This is a genomic window from Xanthomonas hortorum pv. cynarae, assembly GCF_002939985.1.
Lineage (GTDB): Bacteria > Pseudomonadota > Gammaproteobacteria > Xanthomonadales > Xanthomonadaceae > Xanthomonas > Xanthomonas hortorum_D.
Window position 1 is genome coordinate 1 of record NZ_MDFM01000029.1, and the last position, 21,888, is coordinate 21,888.

Annotated in this window: 17 protein-coding genes and 1 pseudogene; 10 read left to right on the forward strand and 8 right to left on the reverse strand. The window is 63.4% G+C overall.

Going from position 1 to position 21,888, the window contains the following annotated elements; translation table 11 throughout:
* Positions 1–399: 399 nt before the first annotated feature.
* The 3 genes and pseudogenes from XcyCFBP4188_RS17470 to xopQ form a co-directional block, all read right to left on the reverse strand.
* Positions 400–1,173 (reverse strand): C1 family peptidase, encoded by a 774-nt coding sequence (locus tag XcyCFBP4188_RS17470; RefSeq protein WP_104592534.1) that lies wholly within the window; start codon positions 1,171–1,173, stop codon positions 400–402.
* A gap of 312 nt (positions 1,174–1,485) precedes the next feature.
* Positions 1,486–1,857 (reverse strand): annotated as a pseudogene (locus XcyCFBP4188_RS17475) (transposase); the annotation flags it as partial.
* Between the two features lie 56 nt (positions 1,858–1,913).
* The gene (gene xopQ / locus XcyCFBP4188_RS17480) at positions 1,914–3,293 is read right to left on the reverse strand and encodes a type III secretion system effector XopQ (protein WP_006449289.1); all 1,380 of its coding nucleotides are present in this window, start codon (positions 3,291–3,293) and stop codon (positions 1,914–1,916) included.
* Positions 3,294–3,731: 438 nt separating this feature from the next.
* Here xopQ and xopAV point away from each other — a divergent pair, with 438 nt between their 5' ends.
* Positions 3,732–4,481, forward strand: a complete 750-nt coding sequence (gene xopAV, locus XcyCFBP4188_RS17485) for a type III secretion system effector XopAV (RefSeq protein ID WP_006449287.1) — start codon at positions 3,732–3,734, stop codon at positions 4,479–4,481.
* A 64-nt stretch (positions 4,482–4,545) separates the two neighbouring features.
* On the opposite strand, the gene XcyCFBP4188_RS17490 is transcribed toward xopAV, so the two are convergent.
* Positions 4,546–5,175 carry a TetR/AcrR family transcriptional regulator gene (locus XcyCFBP4188_RS17490; RefSeq protein WP_074056892.1) on the reverse strand — a complete coding sequence of 210 codons (630 nt, stop codon included), beginning with the start codon at positions 5,173–5,175 and terminating at the stop codon, positions 4,546–4,548.
* Positions 5,176–5,346: 171 nt separating this feature from the next.
* On the opposite strand from XcyCFBP4188_RS17490, the gene XcyCFBP4188_RS17495 reads away from it, so the two are divergent.
* Complete coding sequence (locus tag XcyCFBP4188_RS17495; RefSeq protein ID WP_006449285.1) at positions 5,347–6,126, forward strand: histidine phosphatase family protein; 780 nt, start codon at positions 5,347–5,349, stop codon at positions 6,124–6,126.
* Positions 6,126–6,995 (forward strand): NAD(P)H-hydrate dehydratase, encoded by an 870-nt coding sequence (locus XcyCFBP4188_RS17500; RefSeq protein ID WP_006449284.1) that lies wholly within the window; start codon positions 6,126–6,128, stop codon positions 6,993–6,995. Before XcyCFBP4188_RS17495 ends, XcyCFBP4188_RS17500 begins: the two co-directional genes overlap by 1 nt.
* A gap of 169 nt (positions 6,996–7,164) precedes the next feature.
* Here the strand turns inward: XcyCFBP4188_RS17500 and XcyCFBP4188_RS22910 are convergent, their stop codons facing one another.
* On the reverse strand, positions 7,165–7,548 hold the full coding sequence (locus XcyCFBP4188_RS22910; protein ID WP_155767020.1) for a hypothetical protein: 384 nt from the start codon (positions 7,546–7,548) through the stop codon (positions 7,165–7,167).
* 101 nt (positions 7,549–7,649) lie between these two features.
* Between XcyCFBP4188_RS22910 and XcyCFBP4188_RS17505 the strand changes: the two genes are divergently transcribed.
* Positions 7,650–8,969, forward strand: a complete 1,320-nt coding sequence (locus XcyCFBP4188_RS17505) for a glycoside hydrolase family 30 protein (protein ID WP_104592543.1) — start codon at positions 7,650–7,652, stop codon at positions 8,967–8,969.
* 291 nt (positions 8,970–9,260) lie between these two features.
* On the opposite strand, the gene XcyCFBP4188_RS17510 is transcribed toward XcyCFBP4188_RS17505, so the two are convergent.
* Complete coding sequence (locus XcyCFBP4188_RS17510; RefSeq protein ID WP_006449281.1) at positions 9,261–10,163, reverse strand: SDR family oxidoreductase; 903 nt, start codon at positions 10,161–10,163, stop codon at positions 9,261–9,263.
* Between the two features lie 183 nt (positions 10,164–10,346).
* Between XcyCFBP4188_RS17510 and XcyCFBP4188_RS17515 the strand changes: the two genes are divergently transcribed.
* Positions 10,347–11,054, forward strand: a complete 708-nt coding sequence (locus XcyCFBP4188_RS17515) for a DUF429 domain-containing protein (protein WP_006449279.1) — start codon at positions 10,347–10,349, stop codon at positions 11,052–11,054.
* 1 nt (position 11,055) lies between these two features.
* Here XcyCFBP4188_RS17515 and XcyCFBP4188_RS17520 read toward each other — a convergent pair whose 3' ends face one another.
* Positions 11,056–13,410 (reverse strand): GH92 family glycosyl hydrolase, encoded by a 2,355-nt coding sequence (locus XcyCFBP4188_RS17520; RefSeq protein ID WP_104592544.1) that lies wholly within the window; start codon positions 13,408–13,410, stop codon positions 11,056–11,058.
* Between the two features lie 173 nt (positions 13,411–13,583).
* Between XcyCFBP4188_RS17520 and XcyCFBP4188_RS17525 the strand changes: the two genes are divergently transcribed.
* The 3 genes from XcyCFBP4188_RS17525 (at position 13,584) to XcyCFBP4188_RS17535 (ending at position 16,438) form a co-directional block, all read left to right on the forward strand.
* Positions 13,584–14,213, forward strand: coding sequence for an alpha-ketoglutarate-dependent dioxygenase AlkB (locus tag XcyCFBP4188_RS17525; protein WP_006449275.1), 630 nt, complete (start codon positions 13,584–13,586; stop codon positions 14,211–14,213).
* A 213-nt stretch (positions 14,214–14,426) separates the two neighbouring features.
* Complete coding sequence (locus XcyCFBP4188_RS17530; protein WP_006449273.1) at positions 14,427–16,136, forward strand: FAD-dependent oxidoreductase; 1,710 nt, start codon at positions 14,427–14,429, stop codon at positions 16,134–16,136.
* Complete coding sequence (locus XcyCFBP4188_RS17535; protein ID WP_074056899.1) at positions 16,133–16,438, forward strand: UBP-type zinc finger domain-containing protein; 306 nt, start codon at positions 16,133–16,135, stop codon at positions 16,436–16,438. The genes XcyCFBP4188_RS17530 and XcyCFBP4188_RS17535 overlap by 4 nt, the downstream gene beginning before the upstream one ends.
* Positions 16,439–16,639: 201 nt before the next feature.
* Here the strand turns inward: XcyCFBP4188_RS17535 and XcyCFBP4188_RS17540 are convergent, their stop codons facing one another.
* The gene (locus XcyCFBP4188_RS17540; protein ID WP_074056900.1) at positions 16,640–17,386 is read right to left on the reverse strand and encodes an EAL domain-containing protein; all 747 of its coding nucleotides are present in this window, start codon (positions 17,384–17,386) and stop codon (positions 16,640–16,642) included.
* Positions 17,387–17,532: 146 nt separating this feature from the next.
* Here XcyCFBP4188_RS17540 and XcyCFBP4188_RS17545 point away from each other — a divergent pair, with 146 nt between their 5' ends.
* Positions 17,533–18,171, forward strand: coding sequence for an HD domain-containing protein (locus tag XcyCFBP4188_RS17545; protein ID WP_006449267.1), 639 nt, complete (start codon positions 17,533–17,535; stop codon positions 18,169–18,171).
* A 621-nt stretch (positions 18,172–18,792) separates the two neighbouring features.
* Positions 18,793–21,369 carry an excinuclease ABC subunit UvrA gene (locus XcyCFBP4188_RS17555; RefSeq protein ID WP_104592535.1) on the forward strand — a complete coding sequence of 859 codons (2,577 nt, stop codon included), beginning with the start codon at positions 18,793–18,795 and terminating at the stop codon, positions 21,367–21,369.
* Positions 21,370–21,888 lie beyond the last annotated feature (519 nt).

A 21,888-nucleotide genomic window follows, 5' to 3' on the forward strand; every position in this document is an offset into this window, starting at 1 on the left:
GTGAGATATGGCGCAGCGAAGGCCCATTCTTCGTCGGAGATATCGGTTGGATATGGCTTACGAGGCTTCATCCGTATACGTTATCGCGACAAGGGCAAAGTTCATAACACGCTCTATACATTTGCCTGTACGTTGCTACTATCTAAGTGCGCAAATCTATCAGCTAATGCGAAGTAGGCCAATAATATCTGGTCTAGTGAAATATCTATAAGATACACTTAGAGCAATATTCAAGGGGTTTTGTTAACGGTTCTTAGTTTGTAGCGCTGAACATTGAATTTCAAGTGTTTGACGCTGGCGGTGGAGTCAGATGCATTGAGGCGGTACCCTTCGTTCGGAAGTTGGCCGCGCCCGCACTTGCGGCGGACGCGGCCATCATCATGTTTCCTTTAGCGGCTTCTAATGAGCTACTACCGCTATGAGGACATCCTTGCCAACTACTTCCCAAGACAGCGTGCCAAAGCCCCGAGAGCCCCAGTTCTCGCCCCAACTGTTCTCGATAATCAGCCCGCTTTGATTGTAGCCAAGTGCTACGACGGCGTGCCCACCATTGATAGGACTGGTAGTGTCGTTGTCTACTTCGTTGGCGCCTAGGTCGTCAAAGCCTTGTCTGGTGTTGAAGCCGATCACCACCGGTGTTGATGCAGCTAGCGCTCGTTTTATCTGTTCGATCAGCGGGGCCTTTCCGTTCCCGCTACCCGAATAAATCACAGTGTATTTCTTGTACGGCGTTCGATGGTTTGCCGCACTGGCACGGTCGGCTGCGGTTGGTTTGTTCTTCCAGTTATAGTTGCCCCAGGAATAATGCTGCTCCGTGTCGATTCCTTGTAGAAGCGCCGTATCCAGGTTCGTTTCGATGTAGCTACCTTCATCGACGCCATTATTTACTTGGCTATAAAGATACATGGGGGCAAATCGTTTAACAGCCTGCTTCCCTGCGTTGGCGTACCAGCCGCCCAATGTGTGAGCCGTGGACCAGGATGCGCAGGAATTGACTTGCCCCTGGTCACCGGGCTCAATGGCAAAGCCGCGCAGATCAACACTGGCGGGTAGGTCGCCGGCACCGGTGCTCGTGGTGCCAAAGATGGGGGTGACTGGCTGGACCATCAAAGACTGCTTGAAGCCTTTGCCATGGGTTGCAGCCTGCGCAAGGGACATGGTGGAGCACCCCATCAGTACAACGAGGCAAGTGGAAATCGAGCATAATTGTTTCATTGGTTTCTAGTTCGCTTAAGGAGTGAGTCGCACAGAGCAGCCGCGTGGGCATGAACCACGCAGTGTGAGTGACGGCGGTTTGGTTTTTGAAGAGTGTAGAAAACTAGATCTTCGCGGCTCCCCAGCCGCAGCACAATATGATGGCCGCACGGGAGCCATGCTCACCGCAATGCGAAGAAATCTTCGCAATAAAGAACGTTTAGTCGAACTGGATTTTGCGAGACTTTCTCTCTATTTTCAGGGCGGTTAACAACACCCAGGAAGAAGCTGTCAACAGATGATGGAGCAAGCAAGCAAGAGCAACGTCAAGTGGAGATCGATGCAGCGTTCAAAGCGGATGCGCAGTTTGCCCATGCCTGCGAACCAGGCATGCGTGCGCTTGACGACCCAGCGATGACGGCCCAACCGGTGGTTGCGCTCAATGCCTCTGCGTGCGATCCGCGCAATGATGCCGCGCTGCTTGAGGAAGGTGCGACAGCGGGCGATGTCGTAGGCCTTGTCGGCGTGCAATCTGCCTAGCCAGCGTCGCGGGCGCCCTGGCTTGCCACCAATTGGCGGCAAGGCGTCGATCAGCTCCTCGAACACGACCGAGTTGTGCCGATTGGCGCCGGTGAGGCACACCGCCAAGGGCACGCCGAGGCGGCCTTCGGCAATTTTTCCTAACGCGGACTCAACGTGTTACTGCAGTGATTTACCCTTCATTTTTCAGAAGCAAGCGCCACTTTTGCCAAGGCAGACATCAACAGCTTCGCCTTTTCTGGGTGCTTGACTTCCTGTTCGTCCACCAGCTCCACAACGCTGAGTCCATCGGCCTGTATCTGCCTTGGCGTGAACAGCATGCCTGCCGCGCCGGGAACCGAGGCCAGCAGCGTCAACGGGTCGTACAAGTTGAGTTTGGTGACCCTCGGCCAGATCTGGTCGAAGGCCATGGCTTGATTTGCGCCCTCTTGCGGGCTGCTTGCCTGCGGTAGTGCGTCTGCGGTGAACGTGCGAAAGAACCACGCCTGATCCAGGCCCGGAAGCAGCCCTGCCTGAATTCCGTCCCACAAGCCGTTCAAGGCGTTTTTCTGCACGTCTTCGAGATACCTGCCCACCGAATGCCCACTCTTCGCCAGGCCTTCGTAGAACGAGGGCGACACCTCTGTCTTGTAGGCAGCTTCCTTGGTAACGATGCGCAACGGGATCTGCAGTTGCTGTGCCTTGCGGTACAGGCCACGGGCCGCGTCCAGGTCTGTCGCATTGTTGTAGGCGCGTGCGTCGGGCTGCACATGGCCCTCAGCGTCCCTGGCCGGCTCGACGCCCCCCATGATGGTGATGCTCTTGACGCGCTCGCGCACAAGCGCCGGATGCGCATCGACCAGCGCATGGGCGTCGGTCATGCCGGCAATCACCACCATGCTCAGCCCCTGCGGTGCCTGCATCAGGCGCTCCTGCAGCGCTTGCAGGCTGTTGTCGCAAATTTCGGCCGATTCCGCACGCAACCCCTGGCCTTCCTGCAGGAATTTGGCATGGTCCTTGGCCTGTTTCGCACTCATCGGGTAATCCTGCCCGCGTGAGACACGCACATCGGGGAGTTGCAGGCGGTTGAACACGCCCTTTGCGAGCCGGGCGCGCTGCTCGCGCACGCTGGCATCGCCCAAGGTCACCGCAACGTCGGTGAGGCGTACAAAGCCCGTTACCTGCAGTTGCTTGCCGATGGTGTAGGCGACCACATCGTCGGGGTCCTTGTTGGGGTCGGTAAACAGCACCGTATCGCGCGGTGTCGCCGGGGTGTGGAAACTGAGCTCCCGCAGCACCGCTGCTTCGTCGGGCGTCAGGCACGTACCGCCTTCAGCCCCGAGTTCGGCAAGCATTCGGCGCTGTGTTGCCGTCAGCGCAGGCGCACTGAGTGAGCGTTTGAGAATGGCAGCGCCTTGTGGTCTTTTCCGCGGCAATGCCTGCAGCGCCCCATCGCTGATCTGCGCGCAGGGCAGGTGTTGATCTGCCGACACGGTTGCAGTGCGCTCACCCGTAGACCCGGACGTTGCATGAGCGCCTGCAGGCACGTGCAGTGTGGGGCGATGCCTGATGGAATCCATCTGCTGTCCTTGCGTCGATGCTGGCCAATGAGGCGATCAGGATGGAGGCGGCTCCATTCTCTGGGATATCGATCGGCGAAGGGCGTTGCAACGACACGAAGCGGAGGTTGCCTGTTGCACTGCTTTGAGTGTGAAAGCGTGACCATCAGCATGGCGCGCGTTGCGATCTGCAGAGATCCTGCGCCCTCACGATGCCATTGCCGTCTGCCTGACGACTGCCTTCTACGCCGTTGTCAGATGGATTGGTCAGTCACTTCCTTGCGGCTGCGCGAAGCCGCGCATCTGCGGAAGCGTCTGCATCATCTGCTGGCTGAGCGCGCTGCGACGCATGCACGTCGCCAGACCGTCCATTTTTTCGGTCTTGCGCCAAGCGCAATGACGCTTGCGTAGCAGAGTGGTACGCAAGCACTTTGGTGAATCTGTTCTAAGAGGTGAGACATGGGTTCCTTCCCAGTGAGTTCTGTGGCTCGTGAAGCGGTAAGACACGATCAACGCGAGGCGCAGGCCCCGCGTGAGGTGGGTTACTCCTCGCAACGCGGCGACCCGCAGGCCAATCCACAATTGAAGCAAGACCTGTCGCGTGCGCCCGTGCGTGCGGCGCGGCTCAAGGCCCCACGCGTGCCCATCGGTGTGCACATTGCGAACACCGGGCTGCAGGCAGCGCGGTTTGCCACCTCTGCGGTCGCAGGGCCAGCCGAAGCCGCAGTTCTGGACGTGGTTCATGCGCCCGCTGCGGCGGCATATGAATATGCAAAAGGGGAGGTGTCCTGGAAAAAGAATGCGGGTGTCACGCTTGCGCCGGCCTTGGCCTACGCCGTGGTGATGGGCACGCTGTCTGCCGTGCAGTATCTGGCGAACCGGTACCTGCAAGCGCAGTCGCAGACGAGTGTCAGCAAGGCCGACAGGGCGAAGGAGTTGGGCGTCACCGAAGCATGTCTGGACGCGGCCGTTGCCATGGTGAACAAGGGGGAGGTGGCCGGTCCCGGGGGTGAGATGACCGAAGAAGAGGCAGCTGCGCTGGCAGCAGATCTTCAGAACCTGGCAACCGCAGACCGTTCCCGGCTGCCGCCAGAGCTCTGGCGCGCTGCCAGCGGCGTTGGCGACGACGCCTGCGCATTGGTCACTCGACTGCTCTTGGCCGCAAGAGCCCGCGCGTCTGCAGAGGCGTCTGCATCGTACGGCAGTTGAAAGGCGATCCCACGCGTTGCTGGTTGGAGTGGCGGGCCACGCATGCCCTGCCGGGTTTTCCGAACTACACCGGCGCAGACTTCAAAATCCCCGACAAACTCTCGCGCAGGATCAACTGCAGATGCATGCGGTTGAGTTCCATGCCGCTGGTCATCACGTTGTGCAGGCCGCCGCACATGGCGGCCACGGCGAAGACGCGGGCCTGGAATTCCTGCTCGCTGCTGGCCGGGTCGGCGTGGCCGCGCAGCAGGCGCTTGAGCAGGGCGCTGAGGTGTTCGATCAGCGATGCGCTCTGCCTGCGCATGAAGGCGGCCAACACCGGGTCGCGCAGGGTGGCCAGGTGCAGCTCCAGGTCGATGCGGGTGCGCTTGATGTTGATTTCCTGCAGCAGCCATTCTTCGAGCAGGCCGGCGATGAAATCCACCACGTGCACGTTGGCCGGGCGTTCCACCAGCCACATCTGGCGGATGGCGCGCATGTAGTTGCGCTCCAGCAAGGCGCGTACCAGCGCGTCCTTGTCTTCGAATCGCTGCAGCAGGCAGCCGCAGCTGACCTTGGCGCGCTCGGCAATCAGTTCGAAGCTGGTGGCGCCCAGGCCGGCGGCGTCGATGCATTGCTCGGCGGCGTCCAGCACCTCTTCCAGCAGCAGTTCTTCGCGCTCTTTCGCCGTGCGCAACAGCAGAACGTTGGACATGGGAAGCAGGGTGGCAGGGGGCTGCAGTATACCGGCGCGACGTTATCGCCCCGTTGTGCCTGCTTGTTGGTGTGCCGCGTTGCGCGCGGTGCTGAAACGCCTGCAGGCAACGGGTGATCGACCACGTTTTCACGGGCGCTGTGCGACACGTGGGGCTGATTTGTGCAGGAGATGGATGTGAGTGAGAAAAGTGCGATGGCTGGCGTGTCGACCCAGTGGCCCGAGCGGTTGTGGGTGGTGCGGCATGGGCAGAGTTCGGGCAATGTGGCGCGCGATGTGGCAGAGGCGCATGGCCATGCATTGATCGATCTGGAACATCGCGATGCGGATGTGCCGCTGTCGGCGTTGGGCGAGCGGCAGGCGCATGCGTTGGGCACATGGATGTCGGGTCTGCCGCAGCGGGAGCGGCCCACGGTGGTGCTGTGTTCGCCCTATGTGCGTGCGCGCCAGACCGCCACAGCGGTGGTGCGCGCGCTGGGCCACGGCGACGATATGCTCAGCATCGACGAGCGCCTGCGCGAGAAGGAGTTCGGCGTGCTCGACCGTTACACCACGGCCGGCATCCTCGCGACGTTTCCGGAGCTGGCCGAGCAACGCAAGTTGGTGGGCAAGTTCTACTTCCGCCCGCCCGGTGGCGAGAGTTGGTGCGATGTGATCTTCCGGCTGCGCGCGGTGGTTGGCGATCTGCAGCGAAATCATGTGGGTGCGCGGGTGTTGATCGTGGGGCATCAGGTGATCGTCAATTGTTTCCGTTACCTGGCCGAACGCATGGACGAGGCCACGATTCTGGGCATCGACCGCGAAGGCGAGGTGCCCAACTGCGGCGTCACCGAATACGTGGCCGGCCGCGGGGGGCAGGCGTTGCAACTGGTGCGGACCAACTTCGTCTCGCCCGAGCTTGCCGATGAGCCGGTGACCACTGAATCCGACCGCCCGGCCGGAGCACGCTGATGGCCACCGCACGCGTCCGCACGCTCAGCGCTGCCGCATTGCGTGCGCTGCCGCTGCCATCGCCCGGTGGCGACAAGGAACAGCGTGGGCGGGTGTTGATCGTGGGTGGGTCGATGCGTGTGCCGGGCGCGGCGCTGCTGGCCGGCGAGGCGGCACTGCGCGCAGGTGCGGGCAAGTTGCAGATCGCCACCGCTGCGAGCGTGGCGCCCGGCATGGCGCTGGCGGTGCCGGAGGCCCTGGTACTGGGATTGGCGCAAAACGGGCAGGGCGAAATTACGCGTGGGCATCGTGCGCTGGATGCGGCACTGGAAGCCTGCGATGCGGCGGTGATCGGGCCGGGGATGGCGTCGTCGGCAACCACCGCTGCATTGGTGAAAAGCGCGGCTGAAAAAGCGGTTTGCACGTTGGTGCTGGATGCGGGAGCGTTGTCGCGCGGCTTGCGTGCGCCGGTTGGGCGGCCATTCGTGTTGACGCCGCATGCGGGCGAGATGGCGGCATTGGCTGGAGACGACAAGGCAGCGATAGAAGCGGCGCCGGGCGAGTACGCGCTGACCTATGCGAAGACACTGCGCAGCGTGGTGATTGTCAAAGGCGCGGACAGCTTTATTGCCGGGCCGGAGGGGGCGCTGTGGGTGCATCGCGGTGGTGCATCCGGGTTGGGGACGTCCGGATCGGGCGATGTGCTGGCGGGATTGATTGCCGGGTTTGCCGCGCGTGGGTGCGATGCGTTGACGGCTGCGTTATGGGGTGTGTTTGTGCATGCGGCGGCGGGGAAGCTGCTGTCGAAACGGATTGGGACGGTGGGATTTCTGGCGCGTGAGCTTGGGGTGGAAGTGCCGGGGATTTTGGATCGGTTGTCGCGCCGGTGATCGAAGCTCTTCATCTTTGATGCTGTACGCAGGCCAGAAGCCCCTCTCCAGCGGGAGAGGGGTTGGGGTGAGGGTACGTCTGCTGGAGCAGTGGGTCTGTCTTTCCAGATGGGGTTTATGTTGTTGCCTTGATTGCAGGGGCTCGATCGCACTCTCAGCAGACGTACCCTCATCCGCCCTTCGGGCACCTTCTCCCGGTGGGAGAAGGGAAGGTCTGGAGCGATATGAAGGAATGCGCGCTTGCGCTCGTTTGTTGCGCGATGTTGCGGCGCGTTGGTCGGTTAGGCTTGCACACCAACCTGGGAGGGTGCACGGTGAAGCGAACGATTGCGTGGTCGATGGTGGGGGTTTTGGGGGTTTGGGGCGTTGCGACTGAAATGGTGTTGGCATCTGCATCTGCATTAACAGCAACAACAACTGCAGCAACAACAGCCGCAGCAAAAACAGCCGCAGCAAAAACAGCCGCAGCAAAAACAACCGCAGCAACGCCGATTCCGATGCCGACATCGACGGCATCATCTGTCTCTACACCTGCATCGAAAGTGGCGGACATCGAAAGTGGCGGATGCCGCAGTTGCGGATGCTGCTACTCAGCCAGCAGCACCCGCCGGCACGCTACGCGTCTACACCACCGCCCAAGGGGCGACGCAGCAGATGCGGGTCAGCACCGTCGAGGCACTCGAGACCGGGCATGCGTTGACGGAGAAAGAGAACAGCATCTTCGTCAATCCGCAGCACCGCTTTCAGGAAGTGTTGGGCATTGGCGGGGCGATCACCGATTCCAGTGCGGAGACCTTCGCCAAGCTGCCCAAGCGTGCGCAGCGCGAACTGCTCACTGCCTACTACGATCCGCAAAAAGGCATCGGCTACACGCTGGCGCGCACCACCATCCATAGCTCCGATTTCAGCAGCGCCAGCTACACCTACATCAAGGAGGGCGATGCGGCACTGAAGAGCTTTTCGGTCAAGCACGATCAGCGCTATCGCATCCCGATGCTACGCCAGGCCATTGCGGCGGCCGGCGGTAAGTTGACGACATTTGCCAGTCCCTGGAGCGCGCCGGCCTTCATGAAAGACAGCAACACCATGCTCAAGGGCGGCAAGTTATTGCCCGCGTATGCGCAGGCCTGGGCCACGTACTACACGCGCTTCATTGCGGCCTACGAAAAAGCCGGCATTCCGATCTGGGGCATCAGCGTGCAGAACGAGCCGATGGCGGTGCAGACCTGGGAGTCGATGCAGTTTTCTGCGGAAGAAGAACGCGATTTCCTCAAAAACCACCTCGGGCCCACCATGGCAAAAGCCGGCTACGGCGATCGCAAGATCATCGTGTGGGACCACAACCGCGACATGATGGTGCACCGCGCGCATGTGATCTTCGACGATCCGGAAGCGGCCAAGTACGCGTGGGGCATGGGCTTCCACTGGTACGAGACCTGGGCCGGGTTTGCGCCGATGGTGGAGAACGTGGCGGCGGTGGCGCAGGCGTACCCGGACAAGCATCTGCTGCTCACCGAGGCGGCGGTGGAAAAGTTCGACCCCGCCAGGTTGCAGTACTGGCCCAATGGCGAGCGCTATGGCACGGCGATCATCAACGACCTCAATCATGGGGCGGTGGGTTGGACCGACTGGAACATCCTGCTCGACCAGAACGGCGGGCCGAATCATGTAGGCAATTACTGCTTTGCACCGGTGCATGCCGACACGCGCACAGGCGAGGTGACTTACACGCCGAGCTACTGGTATATCGGCCACTTTTCCAAATTCATCCGGCCGGGTGCGCAGCGGGTGAGTGCGGCCAGTAGCCGTAGCAATCTGATGACCACTGCATTTGCGAACCGCGATGGCTCACTGGCGACGGTGGTGATGAATGCCGGCGATGTGGCGATCCGCTACAACCTGTATGTGGGCGAGGCGTCGCGCGCGTTGGAGATCCCGGCGCATGCGATCCAGACGGTGGTGATGACGCAGTAAGGGTGGATGGTGGTCGCAGTGTTGGTGGGAGATTGCGTACCCTCATCCGCCCTTCGGGCACCTTCTCCCGGCGGGAGAAGGAGGGGCTTGCGTGATCGAAGCCATCTTTGCGTAGCCGGTCGAACTAACTTGCGTATCCGTCTTACTGATGCATCACCAGTCGATACTGTCGCCAGTACCAAAAACGCCACCGAAGAGACGCTTGCCGATCACTGCGCATGCAGCGATCGGCAAGGTTTTGGTGACGCTACGGCGGAAGCTCTTTCTGTTGGCTCAGGACAGCCGGTTGGCTCAGGACAGCAGCAGACCACCGGTGGCACCGAACACTTCGCCAGTGACGTAGCTGGATTCCTGCGAAGCCAGGATCACATACAGCGGCGCCATCTCCACCGGCTGGCCGGCACGCTTGAGCGGGGTTTCCGAGCCGAAATCGGGAATCTTCTCCGGCGGTTGGCCACCGCTGGGTTGCAGCGGGGTCCACACCGGTCCGGGTGCGACCGCGTTGACGCGGATGCCCTTTTCGGCGACCTGCTGCGCCAGGCCCTTGGTGAAGTTGACGATGGCGGCCTTGGTGGAGGCGTAGTCGATCAGGGTTGCCGAGGGCTGGTAGGACTGGATCGAGCCGGTGTTGATGATGGATGCGCCCGGCGGCAGATGCGGAATGGCCGCCTTGCATAGCCAGAACATCGCGTAGACGTTGGTCTTGTAGGTGGCGTCGAACTGCTCGGTGGTGATGTCGGCAATATCTTTCACCGCGGTCTGCTTGCCGGCGATGTTGACCAGCAGATCCAGCCCGCCGAGTTCCTTGACCGCGCGTGCGACCAGTTCATTGCAGAACGCTTCGTCCTTGAGGTCGCCCGGGATGCTGATGGCAGTGCGGCCTTCGGCCTGGATCAACTGCACCACCTCCGCCGCGTCCTGTTCTTCTTCCGGCAGGTAGTTCAGCACGATGTCGGCGCCTTCGCGTGCGTAGGCAATCGCGGTGGCGCGGCCGATGCCCGAATCTGCACCGGTGATCAGCGCCTTGCGGCCCTTCAGGCGGCCGAAGCCCCGGTAGCTCTGCTCGCCGTGGTCGGCCTTGGGTTGCAATGCATGGATGGTGCCTGGCGCTTCCTGGGTTTGCTCGGGGAACTTGGGCTGCGGAAACTGGGTGAGCGGGTTCTGCATTGCGTACTGGTTCTTGGTGCTGGACATGCACTGGCTCCTGCAGTGGGGGATGGCAGGCCGCAGGGTGCTGCGGCCCGATGCAGATCAGTCTGGAAAGCAACGCGATGCGTGCGGGTGAAAGAATGTTGTGCATGATGTGAACGCGTCAGGCAGATCGCATGCGAGCGATGGCGCAGCGCCGTGCACGCACGTCACGACCGGAGAACAGCAATGCAGTGTGTGGGGATCGATGGCGCCGGCAGCGGTTGGTTGGCGGTGTGGGAGGAAGACAATGGGCTGCAATTTGCCTGTTACCCGACAGTTGACGCCTTGGCGAGCGCACTGCGCCACATCGATGTGCTCGGCGTGGATATTCCGATCGGCTTGAGCGAGCACGCGCCCCGCGCTGCGGATGCGCAGGCGCGGCGCTTTGTCGGCGGCAGACGCGCATGCAGCATCTTTTCCGCGCCGCTGCGCGGGATGTTGCATGCAAGCACGCAGGTGGAAGCCTCTGCATTGCATCGGGTGCTGGACCACGACGGGCAGCGTGGCTTTGGCGTGCAGTCGTTTGCGCTGCTGTCGAAGATTCGCGCCTGGGACGACGCCTTGCGCGCTGACCCGGTGTGGGCGGAGCGCGTATTCGAGGTGCACCCGGAAGTGTCGTTCGCCGTGCTCGCTGGCGGGCAGGGCCTGACGGCGGGAAAGAAGAGCAGTGCGGGCCATCAACAGCGAGCCGCCTTGCTGGGCCAATGCTACGGCGACGGACAGGTCGCCGCATTGCTGGAGCGCGTGCCGCGTGCGCTGGCCAAGCCGGACGATGTGTTGGATGCCTTGGTGGCCTGCTGGAGTGCGCAGCGCATTGCCGCAGGCACCGCCGGCAGCTTGCCGGCGGTGGTGGAGCGGGATGCCTGCGGGTTGCGCATGGGCATCCACTACTGACTCAGTGCGTCTGCGTCGACATCGAATACGGTCGCTGCGCCGGGTCGGTGGCCCATTGCTGATTCGGCGTGGCCTGCATGTGGAAGCGCAGTTCGCCGCCGGCCTGAATCTGCTCGTGCGTGAGGTAGGCGCGGGTCAGTGGTTGGCCGTTGAGGGTAGCGCTGCCGATATAGGCGCGTGCAGTGCTCAATCCCTCGGCGATCACGCTGAAACGCTTGCCGTTGGGCAGGTTGAGCGTGGCGCGCGGCAGGAACGGGCGGCCGATGATGTATTGATTGCTGCCCGGTGCGACGGGATAAAAACCCAACGTGGTGAACACGTACCACGCCGACATCTGGCCGAGGTCGTCGTTGCCGGCCAGGCCTTCGGGGCCGGCGTGGTACTGGGTGTCCATGATCTGGGTCAGCCGCGCCTGGGTGCGCCAGGGCTGGCCGGCGTAGGCGTACAGATAGGCGACATGGTGGCTGGGCTCGTTGCCGTGCGCGTACCAGCCGATCAGGCCGGTGATGTCTTCCATGTGCTCGAACACCTTGGGGTCGACTTTGGCATCGAACACCGCGTCCAGACGTGCCAGCAGTTTGTCGTCGCCGCCATGCGCGGCAGCCAGCCCGGCGACGTCCTGCGGCACATACCAGGAGTATTGCCAGGCATTGCCTTCGGTGTAGTCGCTGCCATAGCCGCTGGCGGATGGATCGAACGGCTCGCGGAAATTTCCAGCACGCGTGCGCGCGCGCATGTAGCCAGTAGCGGGATCGAAGGCGTGTTTCCAGTTGCTGGCGCGCTTGCTGAATTCTGCGGCGATGGCCGGCTTGCCGAGCTTGTCGGCCATGCGCGCGATGGTCCAGTCGTCGAAGGCATATTCCAGCGTCTTGGAGGCGGCTTCGCCTTCTTCGTCGATGGGCACATAGCCGAGTTCGCGGTATTGCGCGATGCCGTCGTAGTGGCCGTAATTGGCGCTGGCGACCATGGCCTCCAGCGCTTCGTTGGCATCGAAGCCGCCGATGCCTTTCATGTAGGCGTCGGCAATCACCGGCACGGCGTGGTAGCCGATCATGCACCAGGTTTCCAGGCCGTGGAACGCCCAGACGGGGAGGATGCCGTAGGCGCTTTCGCGGCGCGAGGCGAGCAGGGAATTGACCACGTCGCTGCTGCGTTGCGGCGGCTGCACCAGGGTCAGCAGCGGATGCAGGGCGCGGTAGGTGTCCCACAGCGAGAAAGTGGAGTAGTTGGTCCAGCCCTTGGCCTGATGCACGGCATTGTCCGGCCCGCGATAGCGGCCATCGCTGTCCATGAACAACGTAGGCCCGAGCAGCGTGTGATACAGCGCGGTGTAGAGCTGGGTGCGTTGTTGCGGCGTGCCTTGCGCATCGATCGCCGACAGTGCCTGCGTCCACTGCGCACGCGCATCGGCGCGCACGCGGTCGAAATCGAAACCGGGCACCTCCGCATCCAGATTGGCGATGGCGCCAGCTTCGCTGACCGGCGACAGCGCGACCTTGACCACCAGCGGGGTACCGTCGTTGGCGACATCGAACACGCCCACCAATTGGCGGCCTTCGATCTGCGCACGTTGCGCTGGGTTCTTCTCGCCCGGCGGCGGGAATCCCTTGTACGGGATGTCCTGCTCGGTGTCGTGCAATTGGGTGGCGGTGAGCGGGCGGGAGAAGCGCATGGCGAAGTACAGCTGGCGGCCGGGTGCCCAGCCGCGGGTTTCGCGAAAGCCGGTGACGGTGCCATCGCTGCGCACGCGTAGCCGCGACCACTGCACCTTGCCGGGGTAGTCGTACAGGCTGGTGCGCAGGTCCACCAGCACGTGTGCCGGCTTGTCTTTGGGGAAGGTGTAGCGATGCACACCCACGCGCGCACTGGCGGTGAGTTCGGCGCGGATAGCGCGGTCTTTCAATGTCACCGCGTAGTACCCGGGCTGGGCCTGCTCGCTGGCGTGGTCGAACTGCGCGGTGTAGCCGCTGCCGGGTGTGGCGATATCGCCGCGTTCGAGTTTGACCTCGCCGGTTTGCGGCATCAGCAGGATATCGCCCAGGTCCGAATGCCCGGAGCCGGAGAAGTGCGTATGCGAGAAACCGACAATCGTGCTGTCGCTTTGCCGATACCCGGCGGCCCAGCCGTAGGCCTCCTTGCGCGGTTTGATCTGCGTGTCCGGGCTCAGCTGCACCATGCCGAACGGCACCGTGGCGCCGGGATAGGTGTGGCCTTCGCCGCCGGTGCCGATAAACGGGTCCACCGCCTGGAAGCCAGCGTCTGCAACGCGTGGCGCAGCGATGCCGGCAGACGTGGCGAGGGCGGCAAACAGCGCCAGCCAGCGCAGAGGAGACAAGGCGATCGACCGATGCTGCATGCGGAAGGTTCCAGGCGGATGCAGCGCCGGACCGTAGCACAGCTGTCGGGCCTGATCGTGTGGCATCGTGCGCCTGCATCGTTGAGCTCGCTGGTCTGCACGCAACGCGGTTGCCAAAGAAAAACGCCAAGCCGTGCTGCTGAAATCGCGCAGACCGCCCGCATATCACGCAGATGGATCTGTTCGACGCTCCTTCCATGCCCTTGCAGGTGCTGCACGATGCCGAGGGCGGTGTGCGCTATTGGCCGCAGCTCCTGACGCCTTCGCTGGCGCAGGAATGTTTCGCCGCATTGCGTGAGGCAATCGACTGGCGCAGCCAACACCGCGAGATGTACGACCGCATCGTCGCGGTGCCGCGCATGCTCGCCTCGTATCGGCTGGATGCACCGCTGCCGCCGGGGTTGCCATTGCACGCGCTGCTCGCTGCAGTGCAGGCCGTGCTGCCCGCGCCGTACAACGCAGTGGGCTTGAATCTGTATCGCGATGGCCGCGACAGCGTGGCAATGCATCACGACAAACTACAGACGCTGCTGGCGCCGCACCCGATTGCCTTGATCTCGTTGGGCGCGCCGCGCCGGATGCAGTTGCGGGTAAAGGACGGCAGCACGCGTGCGATGGGTGTGGACCTGGCGCCCGGGAGCCTGCTGGCAATGAGCCATGCCTCGCAAGTCACCCACGAACACGGCATTCCCAAGACGGCCCGTGCGGTGGGCGAGCGCATCAGTGTGGTGTTTCGTGTGCGCCCGGCCGAGCGCATGGCTGCCGGGCAGCACGGCCCACATTGGGAGCCGGCGCAGACATAGTGCGCACGGTTGCGGTTGATTGCTGCGTTGAGTTCGGTAACGCGCCACTGGCCCGGTTCCTGCGCAAACGCTGCACATGTCCTTGCACAGCAGCAGCTTTTGCTCGCGTGCGCGTGTGCTGCGTGTCATCGCCGGTCTTGCGCATTCGGGTGATTGCCATCGCCCTCACGGCTGGCCATGCTTGCATGCAGTCCCCCTCAGCGTCGCCATCCCATGTCCCTGGCCGATACCCGCCACCATCAGATGTTTCCCGAGCTGGACTCGGGCCAATTGGCGATCACGCGGCGTTTTGCCAGCGGGCCGGCACAGCGTTTCGATGCGGGCGAGACCGTGTTCGAGGTTGGCGATGCGCATGCGCCGGTGTGGGTGGTGCTGCAAGGCGCCATCGAGGTGGTGCGCCGCGACGGGTTGGGCAACGAAAAGCCCATCACCTTGCATACGCCCGGCCAGTTCACCGGTGAGGTGAGCCAACTGGCCGGGCGCGCGTCGCTGGCCGGCGGACGTGCCGGGCCGGAAGGTTGCCTGGCATTGCCCTTCGACACCGCACATTTGCGCGCCTTATTGATCAGCTCGGCGGAAGTGGGCGAGGTGGTGATGCGCGCGTTGATCCTGCGCCGCGTGGGTTTGATCGAAGGCGATGCCTCGGGGTCGGTGTTGATCGGCGAACCGGACGACCCGCACCTGACCCGTTTGCAGGGCTTTTTGACCCGCAATGGCTACCCCAACACGGTGATGGATGTCTCCGATGAGGAAGGCCGCGCGTTGGTCGAGCGGTTGGGCATCCAGGAACACGATTTGCCGGTGATGGTGTGCCCCAGCGGGCGCGTGTTGCGCCAGCCCAGCGATACCGAAGCCGCGCATTGCCTGGGCATGACCCCGGAGATCGACCCGGACAAGCGCTACGACGTGGCGATTGTCGGCGCCGGGCCGGCCGGTCTGGCCACCGCGGTGTATGCCGCCTCCGAAGGCTTGTCGGTGATGGTGCTGGACCAGCGTGCCATCGGCGGGCAGGCGGGTGCATCGGCACGCATCGAAAATTATCTGGGTTTTCCGACCGGGATTTCCGGCCAGGCCCTGGCCGGGCGCGCCTATAACCAGGCGCTGAAATTCGGTGCCGAACTGGCGATCCCGATCGAGGCCGGCACGCTGGAATGCGGGCGCGAAGACGGTGCGCTGAAGCTGGATCTTGCCGATGGCAAGCAACTGCTGGCCAGCACCGTGGTGATCGCCTCGGGTGCGCGTTACCGGCGCCCGGAGATCGAAGGGCTGGACCGTTTCGAAGGCCACGGGGTCTCGTACTGGGCCTCGCCGGTGGAAGCGCGGCTGTGCGAGGGCGGGGTGGTGGCGCTGGTGGGCGGTGGCAATTCGGCCGGCCAGGCGGTGGCGTTTCTGGCACCGCGGGTGAAGCAACTGCACCTGATCATTCGTGGCGAAGGCCTGGAATCGTCGATGTCGCAATACCTGATCGAACGCATCGCGGCGTTGCCGAATGTGCAACTGCATACCGGCACCGAAGTGTCCGCACTGGAAGGCGACCCGGAGCGCGGTCTGCAGGCGGCGGTGTTGCGCACGCGCGCGGATGGGCAGACCACGCATGTGGAGCTGCGGCATCTGTTTCTGTTTGTCGGCGCCGACCCCAACACCGGTTGGTTGCAGCAGTGCGTGGAGACAGATACACGCGGATTCGTCATCACCGGCACCACGCGCGGCGATGGTGTGCCGGCGTGCCTGCCGCTGGAAACCAATCGGCCGGGCGTGTTCGCCATCGGCGATGTGCGCGCCGGCTCGGTCAAGCGCGTGGCGGCCGCAGTGGGCGAGGGCGCTGCAGTAGTGGCGCAGATTCACCAGTACCTTGCGCACCAGGCCAACCCGGTGCCCGAGTCCGAACTTGCCACTGCCACCCAGGAGTCCGCCACATCATGAGTGATCACTGCACGCATACCGGGCAGATTGCCGAGGTCACGCCGAGCGCGCGTGGTTGCGAAGACTGCCTGGCCATCGACAGCACCTGGGTGCATCTGCGCCTGTGCCGCAGTTGCGGCCATGTGGGCTGCTGCGATGATTCGCCGCACAAACACGCCACTGCGCATTACCACGCCACACACCACCCCATCATCGAAGGCTACGACCCGCCCGAAGGGTGGGGCTGGTGCTATGTGGACGAGGTGGAAGTGGCGTTGCCGGATCAGACGCCGCAGCTGGGGCCGATTCCGCGGTATGTGTGATTGGCGGCGCGGGGTGTTTGCTGGGGCGGTGATGGGTTCTTGGGCGCCGCCGGGAATCGGGATTGGGGAATCGGGAATCGTAACTGCGGTTTCGATGCGTTTAATTTCTTTCCTGCTGGGACGTTGTGCGTTGGTGATTGCTAGTGGCACCCGCTGATGAGGTGTGTGCTGGTTCGCTTGCTTCACTCGCACACATGCGAATCACTCCGGCCAATGCACCTGCGGCAACACACCGATCTGCGGGCGGGCGAACAGATAGCCTTGTTGCAGGTGGATGCCCATATCGCGCAGGGCGCGGTATTCGTCGGGGTGTTCGATGCCTTCGGCAATCACGGCGATGCCGAGTTCTTCGCACATGCGGGTGGTGTGGCGCACGATTGACTGGCGGCTGCGGTCGGCGTCGATGCCGCGCACCAGCGCGATGTCCAGCTTGAGCAGGTCGGGCTGGAAGTCGGCGAGCAGGCCGAGCCCGGAATAACCGGCACCGAAGTCGTCGATGGCGGTCTTCAGGCCGCGCGCTTGATAGGTGCGCATGATGTCGAGCAGATGCGCCGGCTCGGCCAGGTGCTCCTGTTCGCTGACTTCGAAAATGATGGCGTCCAGCGGCCAGCCGTATTGCTCGGTGGCCGAGAGCGTGGCGCGCAGGCAGTGCTCGGGGTTGTAGACCGCATTGGGCATGAAGTTGATCGACAACAAGGCCGGCAGTGCGATCTGCGCGGCGCATTCGATCGCCTTGATGCGGCAGGCCTGATCGAAGGCGTAGCGGTTGCGCTCATCCACTGCGGCCAGGATGCTGCCGGCCGATTCGCCGTTGACGCCGCGCACCAACGCTTCGCCGGCGTAGACCGTGCGGGTGGACACATCGACGATGGGCTGGAACGCCATGGTGATGGCGGTGGGGAAGTCCTGACCATCGCGGCAGGCATTGCAAACGGGAAGGGGCGGCATGGCTGAGCAATCGTGCGGCGTGGGGAAACTCTAGCCTTATCGACTGCAACAGCGTGTCATTGAGCCTGCACACATCATCGCGGCGTCCTCACCCTGCGTCTGGGCACGCTCGGCGATAATGCGCCATCGCTCGCATCGGACGCCCCATGACCGCTCTCACCGAACGTTACGCCCTGGCTGTGGATTACGCGCGCATCGCCCATGCCGGGCAGCTGCGCAAGGGCACGCAAATTCCGTATCTGAGCCATTTGCTGGGCGTGTCCACGCTGGTGCTGGAATGCGGCGGCGATGAGGAGCAGGCCATTGCCGGGCTGTTGCACGACGTGGTGGAAGACTGCGGCGGCGGCCATGAGGCCTCGATCCGCGCGCAGTTCGGCGATACCGTGGCCGATATCGTGATGGCGTGTACCGACGCCACTGCCGAAGACAAGGCCGAGGTGGACAACACCGAGCGCGCACGCAAACGCGACTGGCGCGAGCGCAAGTCGGCCTACCTGGACCACTTGCGCAAGACGCCGGAGCGCGCGCTATTGGTATCGGGCTGCGACAAGCTCTATAACGCGCGCACCATCGTGCAGGACCTGGAAAACCCCGCCGTGGGGCAGGACATCTTCAACGTGTTTACTGCCGGGCGCGAGGGCACGCTTTGGTACTACGGCGAGCTGGAAGCCATCTTCCGTACGCGCGATGCCGCCACTGCGCGGTTGTTCAGTGGCGTGGTGACGCGCATGCAGGCGTTGGCCGATACCGGCGAGCAGCCGGTGCCGGCGCATGCGTTGGGGTGATCGCATTGTAGAGCGGCTGATTTGCGGGTTTGCTGCAGGGCCCTTGCCCGCCCGCCGTCGCGGGACACGCCGCAAGTACGTCCTTGTAGTGTCATCGGCACGTTGGTTCGCGGCTGATCTGCGGGTTTGTTGCAGGGCCCTTGCCCGCCCACCATCGCGGGACACGCCGCAAGTACGTCCATGTAGGCTCTTACGCGGCATCCATGCCGCGTAAGGTCCCGCGACGGTGGGCGGGCAAGGACCAGTCGAGATGGTCGGTGTGTATGGTTAAAAGCAATGCATGGCGTGCTTCTGACTCGATAGCTCATCTGTAGTTCTGCTACCCGCACCAGCAAGCCGCAACTCGCGAGACCACCAGCTTTTACTCAGCTACCGACCAACTTTCTGGTGCGGTGTCCTCGCCGATTGCGGGACCGTGTGGCGGCATGGATGCCGCCACCGAGCCTACATGGACGTACTTGCGGCGTGTCCCGCGAGCGGCGAGGGCACCGCGCACTCGACCGACCAGGCTGTTGACTGTTGACCTAAAGCACTCGACTGCACCTAAACGATGCGACGACGACATCGGCTGCATGCGCGCCGCGCTAGGCTAGTGCGTTGTCGAACGTCGGTCTGGTAGTCATGTCCAACGCAATCTCGTCGTCCTCTGGCCTGGTGCGTGTGCGCGGTGCGCGCGAGCACAACCTCAAGAACGTGGACGTGGACATCCCGCGCGATGCGCTGGTGGTGTTCACCGGAGTGTCCGGCTCGGGCAAGTCGTCGCTGGCGTTCGGCACCATTTTTGCCGAGGCGCAACGCCGCTATCTGGATTCGATTTCGCCATATGCGCGGCGCCTGATCGACCAGGTCGGCGTGCCGGAAGTGGATTCCATCGAAGGCCTGCCGCCGGCAGTGGCCTTGCAGCAGGCGCGCGGCGCACCGAGTGCGCGCTCGTCGGTGGGCAGCGTCACCACCATCTCCAATTCCTTACGCATGCTGTATTCGCGTGCGGGCACGTATCCGCCAGGGCAGGAGATCATTTATGCCGATGGTTTTTCGCCGAACACGCCGGCCGGTGCGTGCCCCACCTGTCACGGGTTGGGGCGCATCTACGATGCCACCGAAGCGACCATGGTGCTGGATCGCACACTGAGCATCCGCGACCGTGCGGTGGCCGCGTGGCCTGGCGCCTGGCACGGGCAGAACCAGCGCGACATCCTCACCACGCTGGGCCACGACGTCGACGTGCCGTGGCACACGCTGCCGAAGAAAACCCGCGACTGGATTCTCTACACCGACGAACAGCCGGTGGTGCCGGTGTATGCCGGCTACAGCCTGGACGAGGTCAAGCGCGCGCTGCGCCGCAAGGAAGAACCCAGTTACATGGGCACCTTCACCAGTGCGCGGCGTTATGTGCTGCACACCTTTGCCACCACCCAAAGCGCGCAGATGAAAAAGCGCGTGGCGCAGTATCTGATCAGCACCCAGTGCCCGCAGTGCGATGGCAAGCGGCTACGGCGCGAGGCGTTGTCGGTGACCTTTGCCGGGCTGGATATCGGCGAGCTGTCGCGCAGGCCACTGGATGACGTGGCCGAGTTGCTGCGCCCGGCTGCGGAGGGCAATGCTGGCAAGCGCAAGCGCAATAACGCGCGCACGCAGGCCGACACGCATCCCGAGCAAGCGATCGCCGCGCAACGCATCGCTGCCGATCTACGCGCGCGGATCGAGGTAGTGCAGGCACTGGGCCTGGGCTATCTCAGCCTGGAGCGCAGCACGCCCACGCTGTCGCCGGGCGAGCTGCAACGGCTGCGGCTGGCCACGCAGATCCGCTCGCAATTGTTCGGCGTGGTGTATGTCATGGACGAACCCTCGGCCGGCCTGCATCCGGCCGATGCGCAGGCATTGCTGGGCGCGCTGGATCAGCTCAAGGCTGCGGGTAATTCGGTGTTCGTGGTGGAACACGAGGTGGACGTGATCCGCCATGCGGACTGGATCGTGGACGTGGGCCCTGCGGCTGGCGTGCATGGCGGGCAGGTGCTCTACAGCGGCCCGCCTGCAGGATTGGAACAGGTGCACGCCTCATCCACGCGGCGCTATCTGTTCGGCACGCCGCCGCAGGTGCACAGCCATGCGCGCGATGCCACCGGGTGGCTGCAGCTGCGCGGCATCACCCGCAACAATGTGCGGGAGTTGGATGTCGACTTGCCGCTGGGCGTGTTCACCACCGTTACCGGCGTGTCCGGCTCGGGCAAGTCGTCGTTGGTGAGCCAGGCGCTGGTGGAATTGCTGGCCGCCCATCTTGGGCAAACGCAGGCAGAGGAAGACGAGGCGCTGGATCCGCTGGAGCGTGGCACGCAGGTGCCGCTGGGTGGCGCGATCGTCGGTGGGCTCGATCAGGTGCGCCGGCTGGTGCGCGTGGACCAGAAACCGATCGGCCGCACACCGCGTTCGAATCTGGCCACCTATACCGGCCTGTTCGATCCGGTACGCAAGCTATTCGCCGCCACCCCGGCCGCGCGTCGCCGACGTTACGACCCGGGGCAGTTTTCGTTCAATGTCGCCAAGGGCCGCTGCGCCACCTGCGAAGGCGAAGGCTCGGTGCACGTGGAATTGCTGTTCATGCCCAGCGTCTACGCACCGTGCCCAACCTGCCATGGCGCGCGCTACAACGCCAAGACCCTGGAGATCGAACTGCGTGGCCACAGCATCGCGCAGGTGTTGGAAATGACGGTGGACCAAGCCGCCACATTCTTTGCCGAAGACGCCAGCGTGCTGCGTCCGTTGCAGGTGTTGCGCGAAGTAGGGCTGGGCTATCTGCGGCTCGGCCAGCCGGCCACCGAACTCTCCGGTGGCGAGGCGCAGCGCATCAAGCTGGCCACCGAACTGCAACGCGCGCAGCGGCGCGACACCGTCTATGTGCTGGACGAGCCGACAACCGGCCTGCATCCGGCCGACGTGGATACCTTGATGCGCCAGCTGCAAGGCCTGGTGGCGGCGGGCAATACGGTGATCGTGGTCGAACACGATATGCGCGTGGCCGCCAGCAGCGACTGGGTGCTGGACATGGGGCCGGGCGCCGGTGGTGCGGGCGGCCATGTTGTGGTGGCGGGTACACCTGATGTGGTTGCACGGCATCGCGGCAGCCTGACTGCTCCCTTTCTCGGGGCGCTGATCTGTTTGATGATAGATGTCGCAGTTGGACGACAACGCGCCGTCTAAGTGTCAAGAAGGTTCGCTAGCTCGCGCAGAGTTTCGCATGTGCATTTCCGCACCGAAATAATCGAACTAAGGTAATCGGGACTAACCCAAGCTGGGTGTCTAGGGTTCTTAGGACACTATGTGCTCGCGCGATGTGCCAACTCTTCTGGGAGGGAGACGGGCATGTGCTTGATTGTGGAAGATGCAACGGTACCGGCGTCGGTCTGTATTGATCACGATGCTTATGTTTCGGCCAGCAGTGCGCGTGCAAACACCGCGCGCGATGGTCTAGATGGACCGCGCTGCGTGACTGTGCGCTCGGCTTGCGCAGCTGGGGACGTAAGCACTGCTTCGCCTCAGCGGTCGGATGCCTTGTGCATCTCCGGTATCGCAGCGGTTCGAATGCATTTCCAGCCAGCGATCGGACCCATGCATTTTCTGGCGTCGTGGATTCGCACGCCTGCTGCATAGCCGCGCGTGGGCGTTGCAGAGAATGCGAGATCGTCGTCAGTAGATGCCGATGTCTAGTATCCATATCTT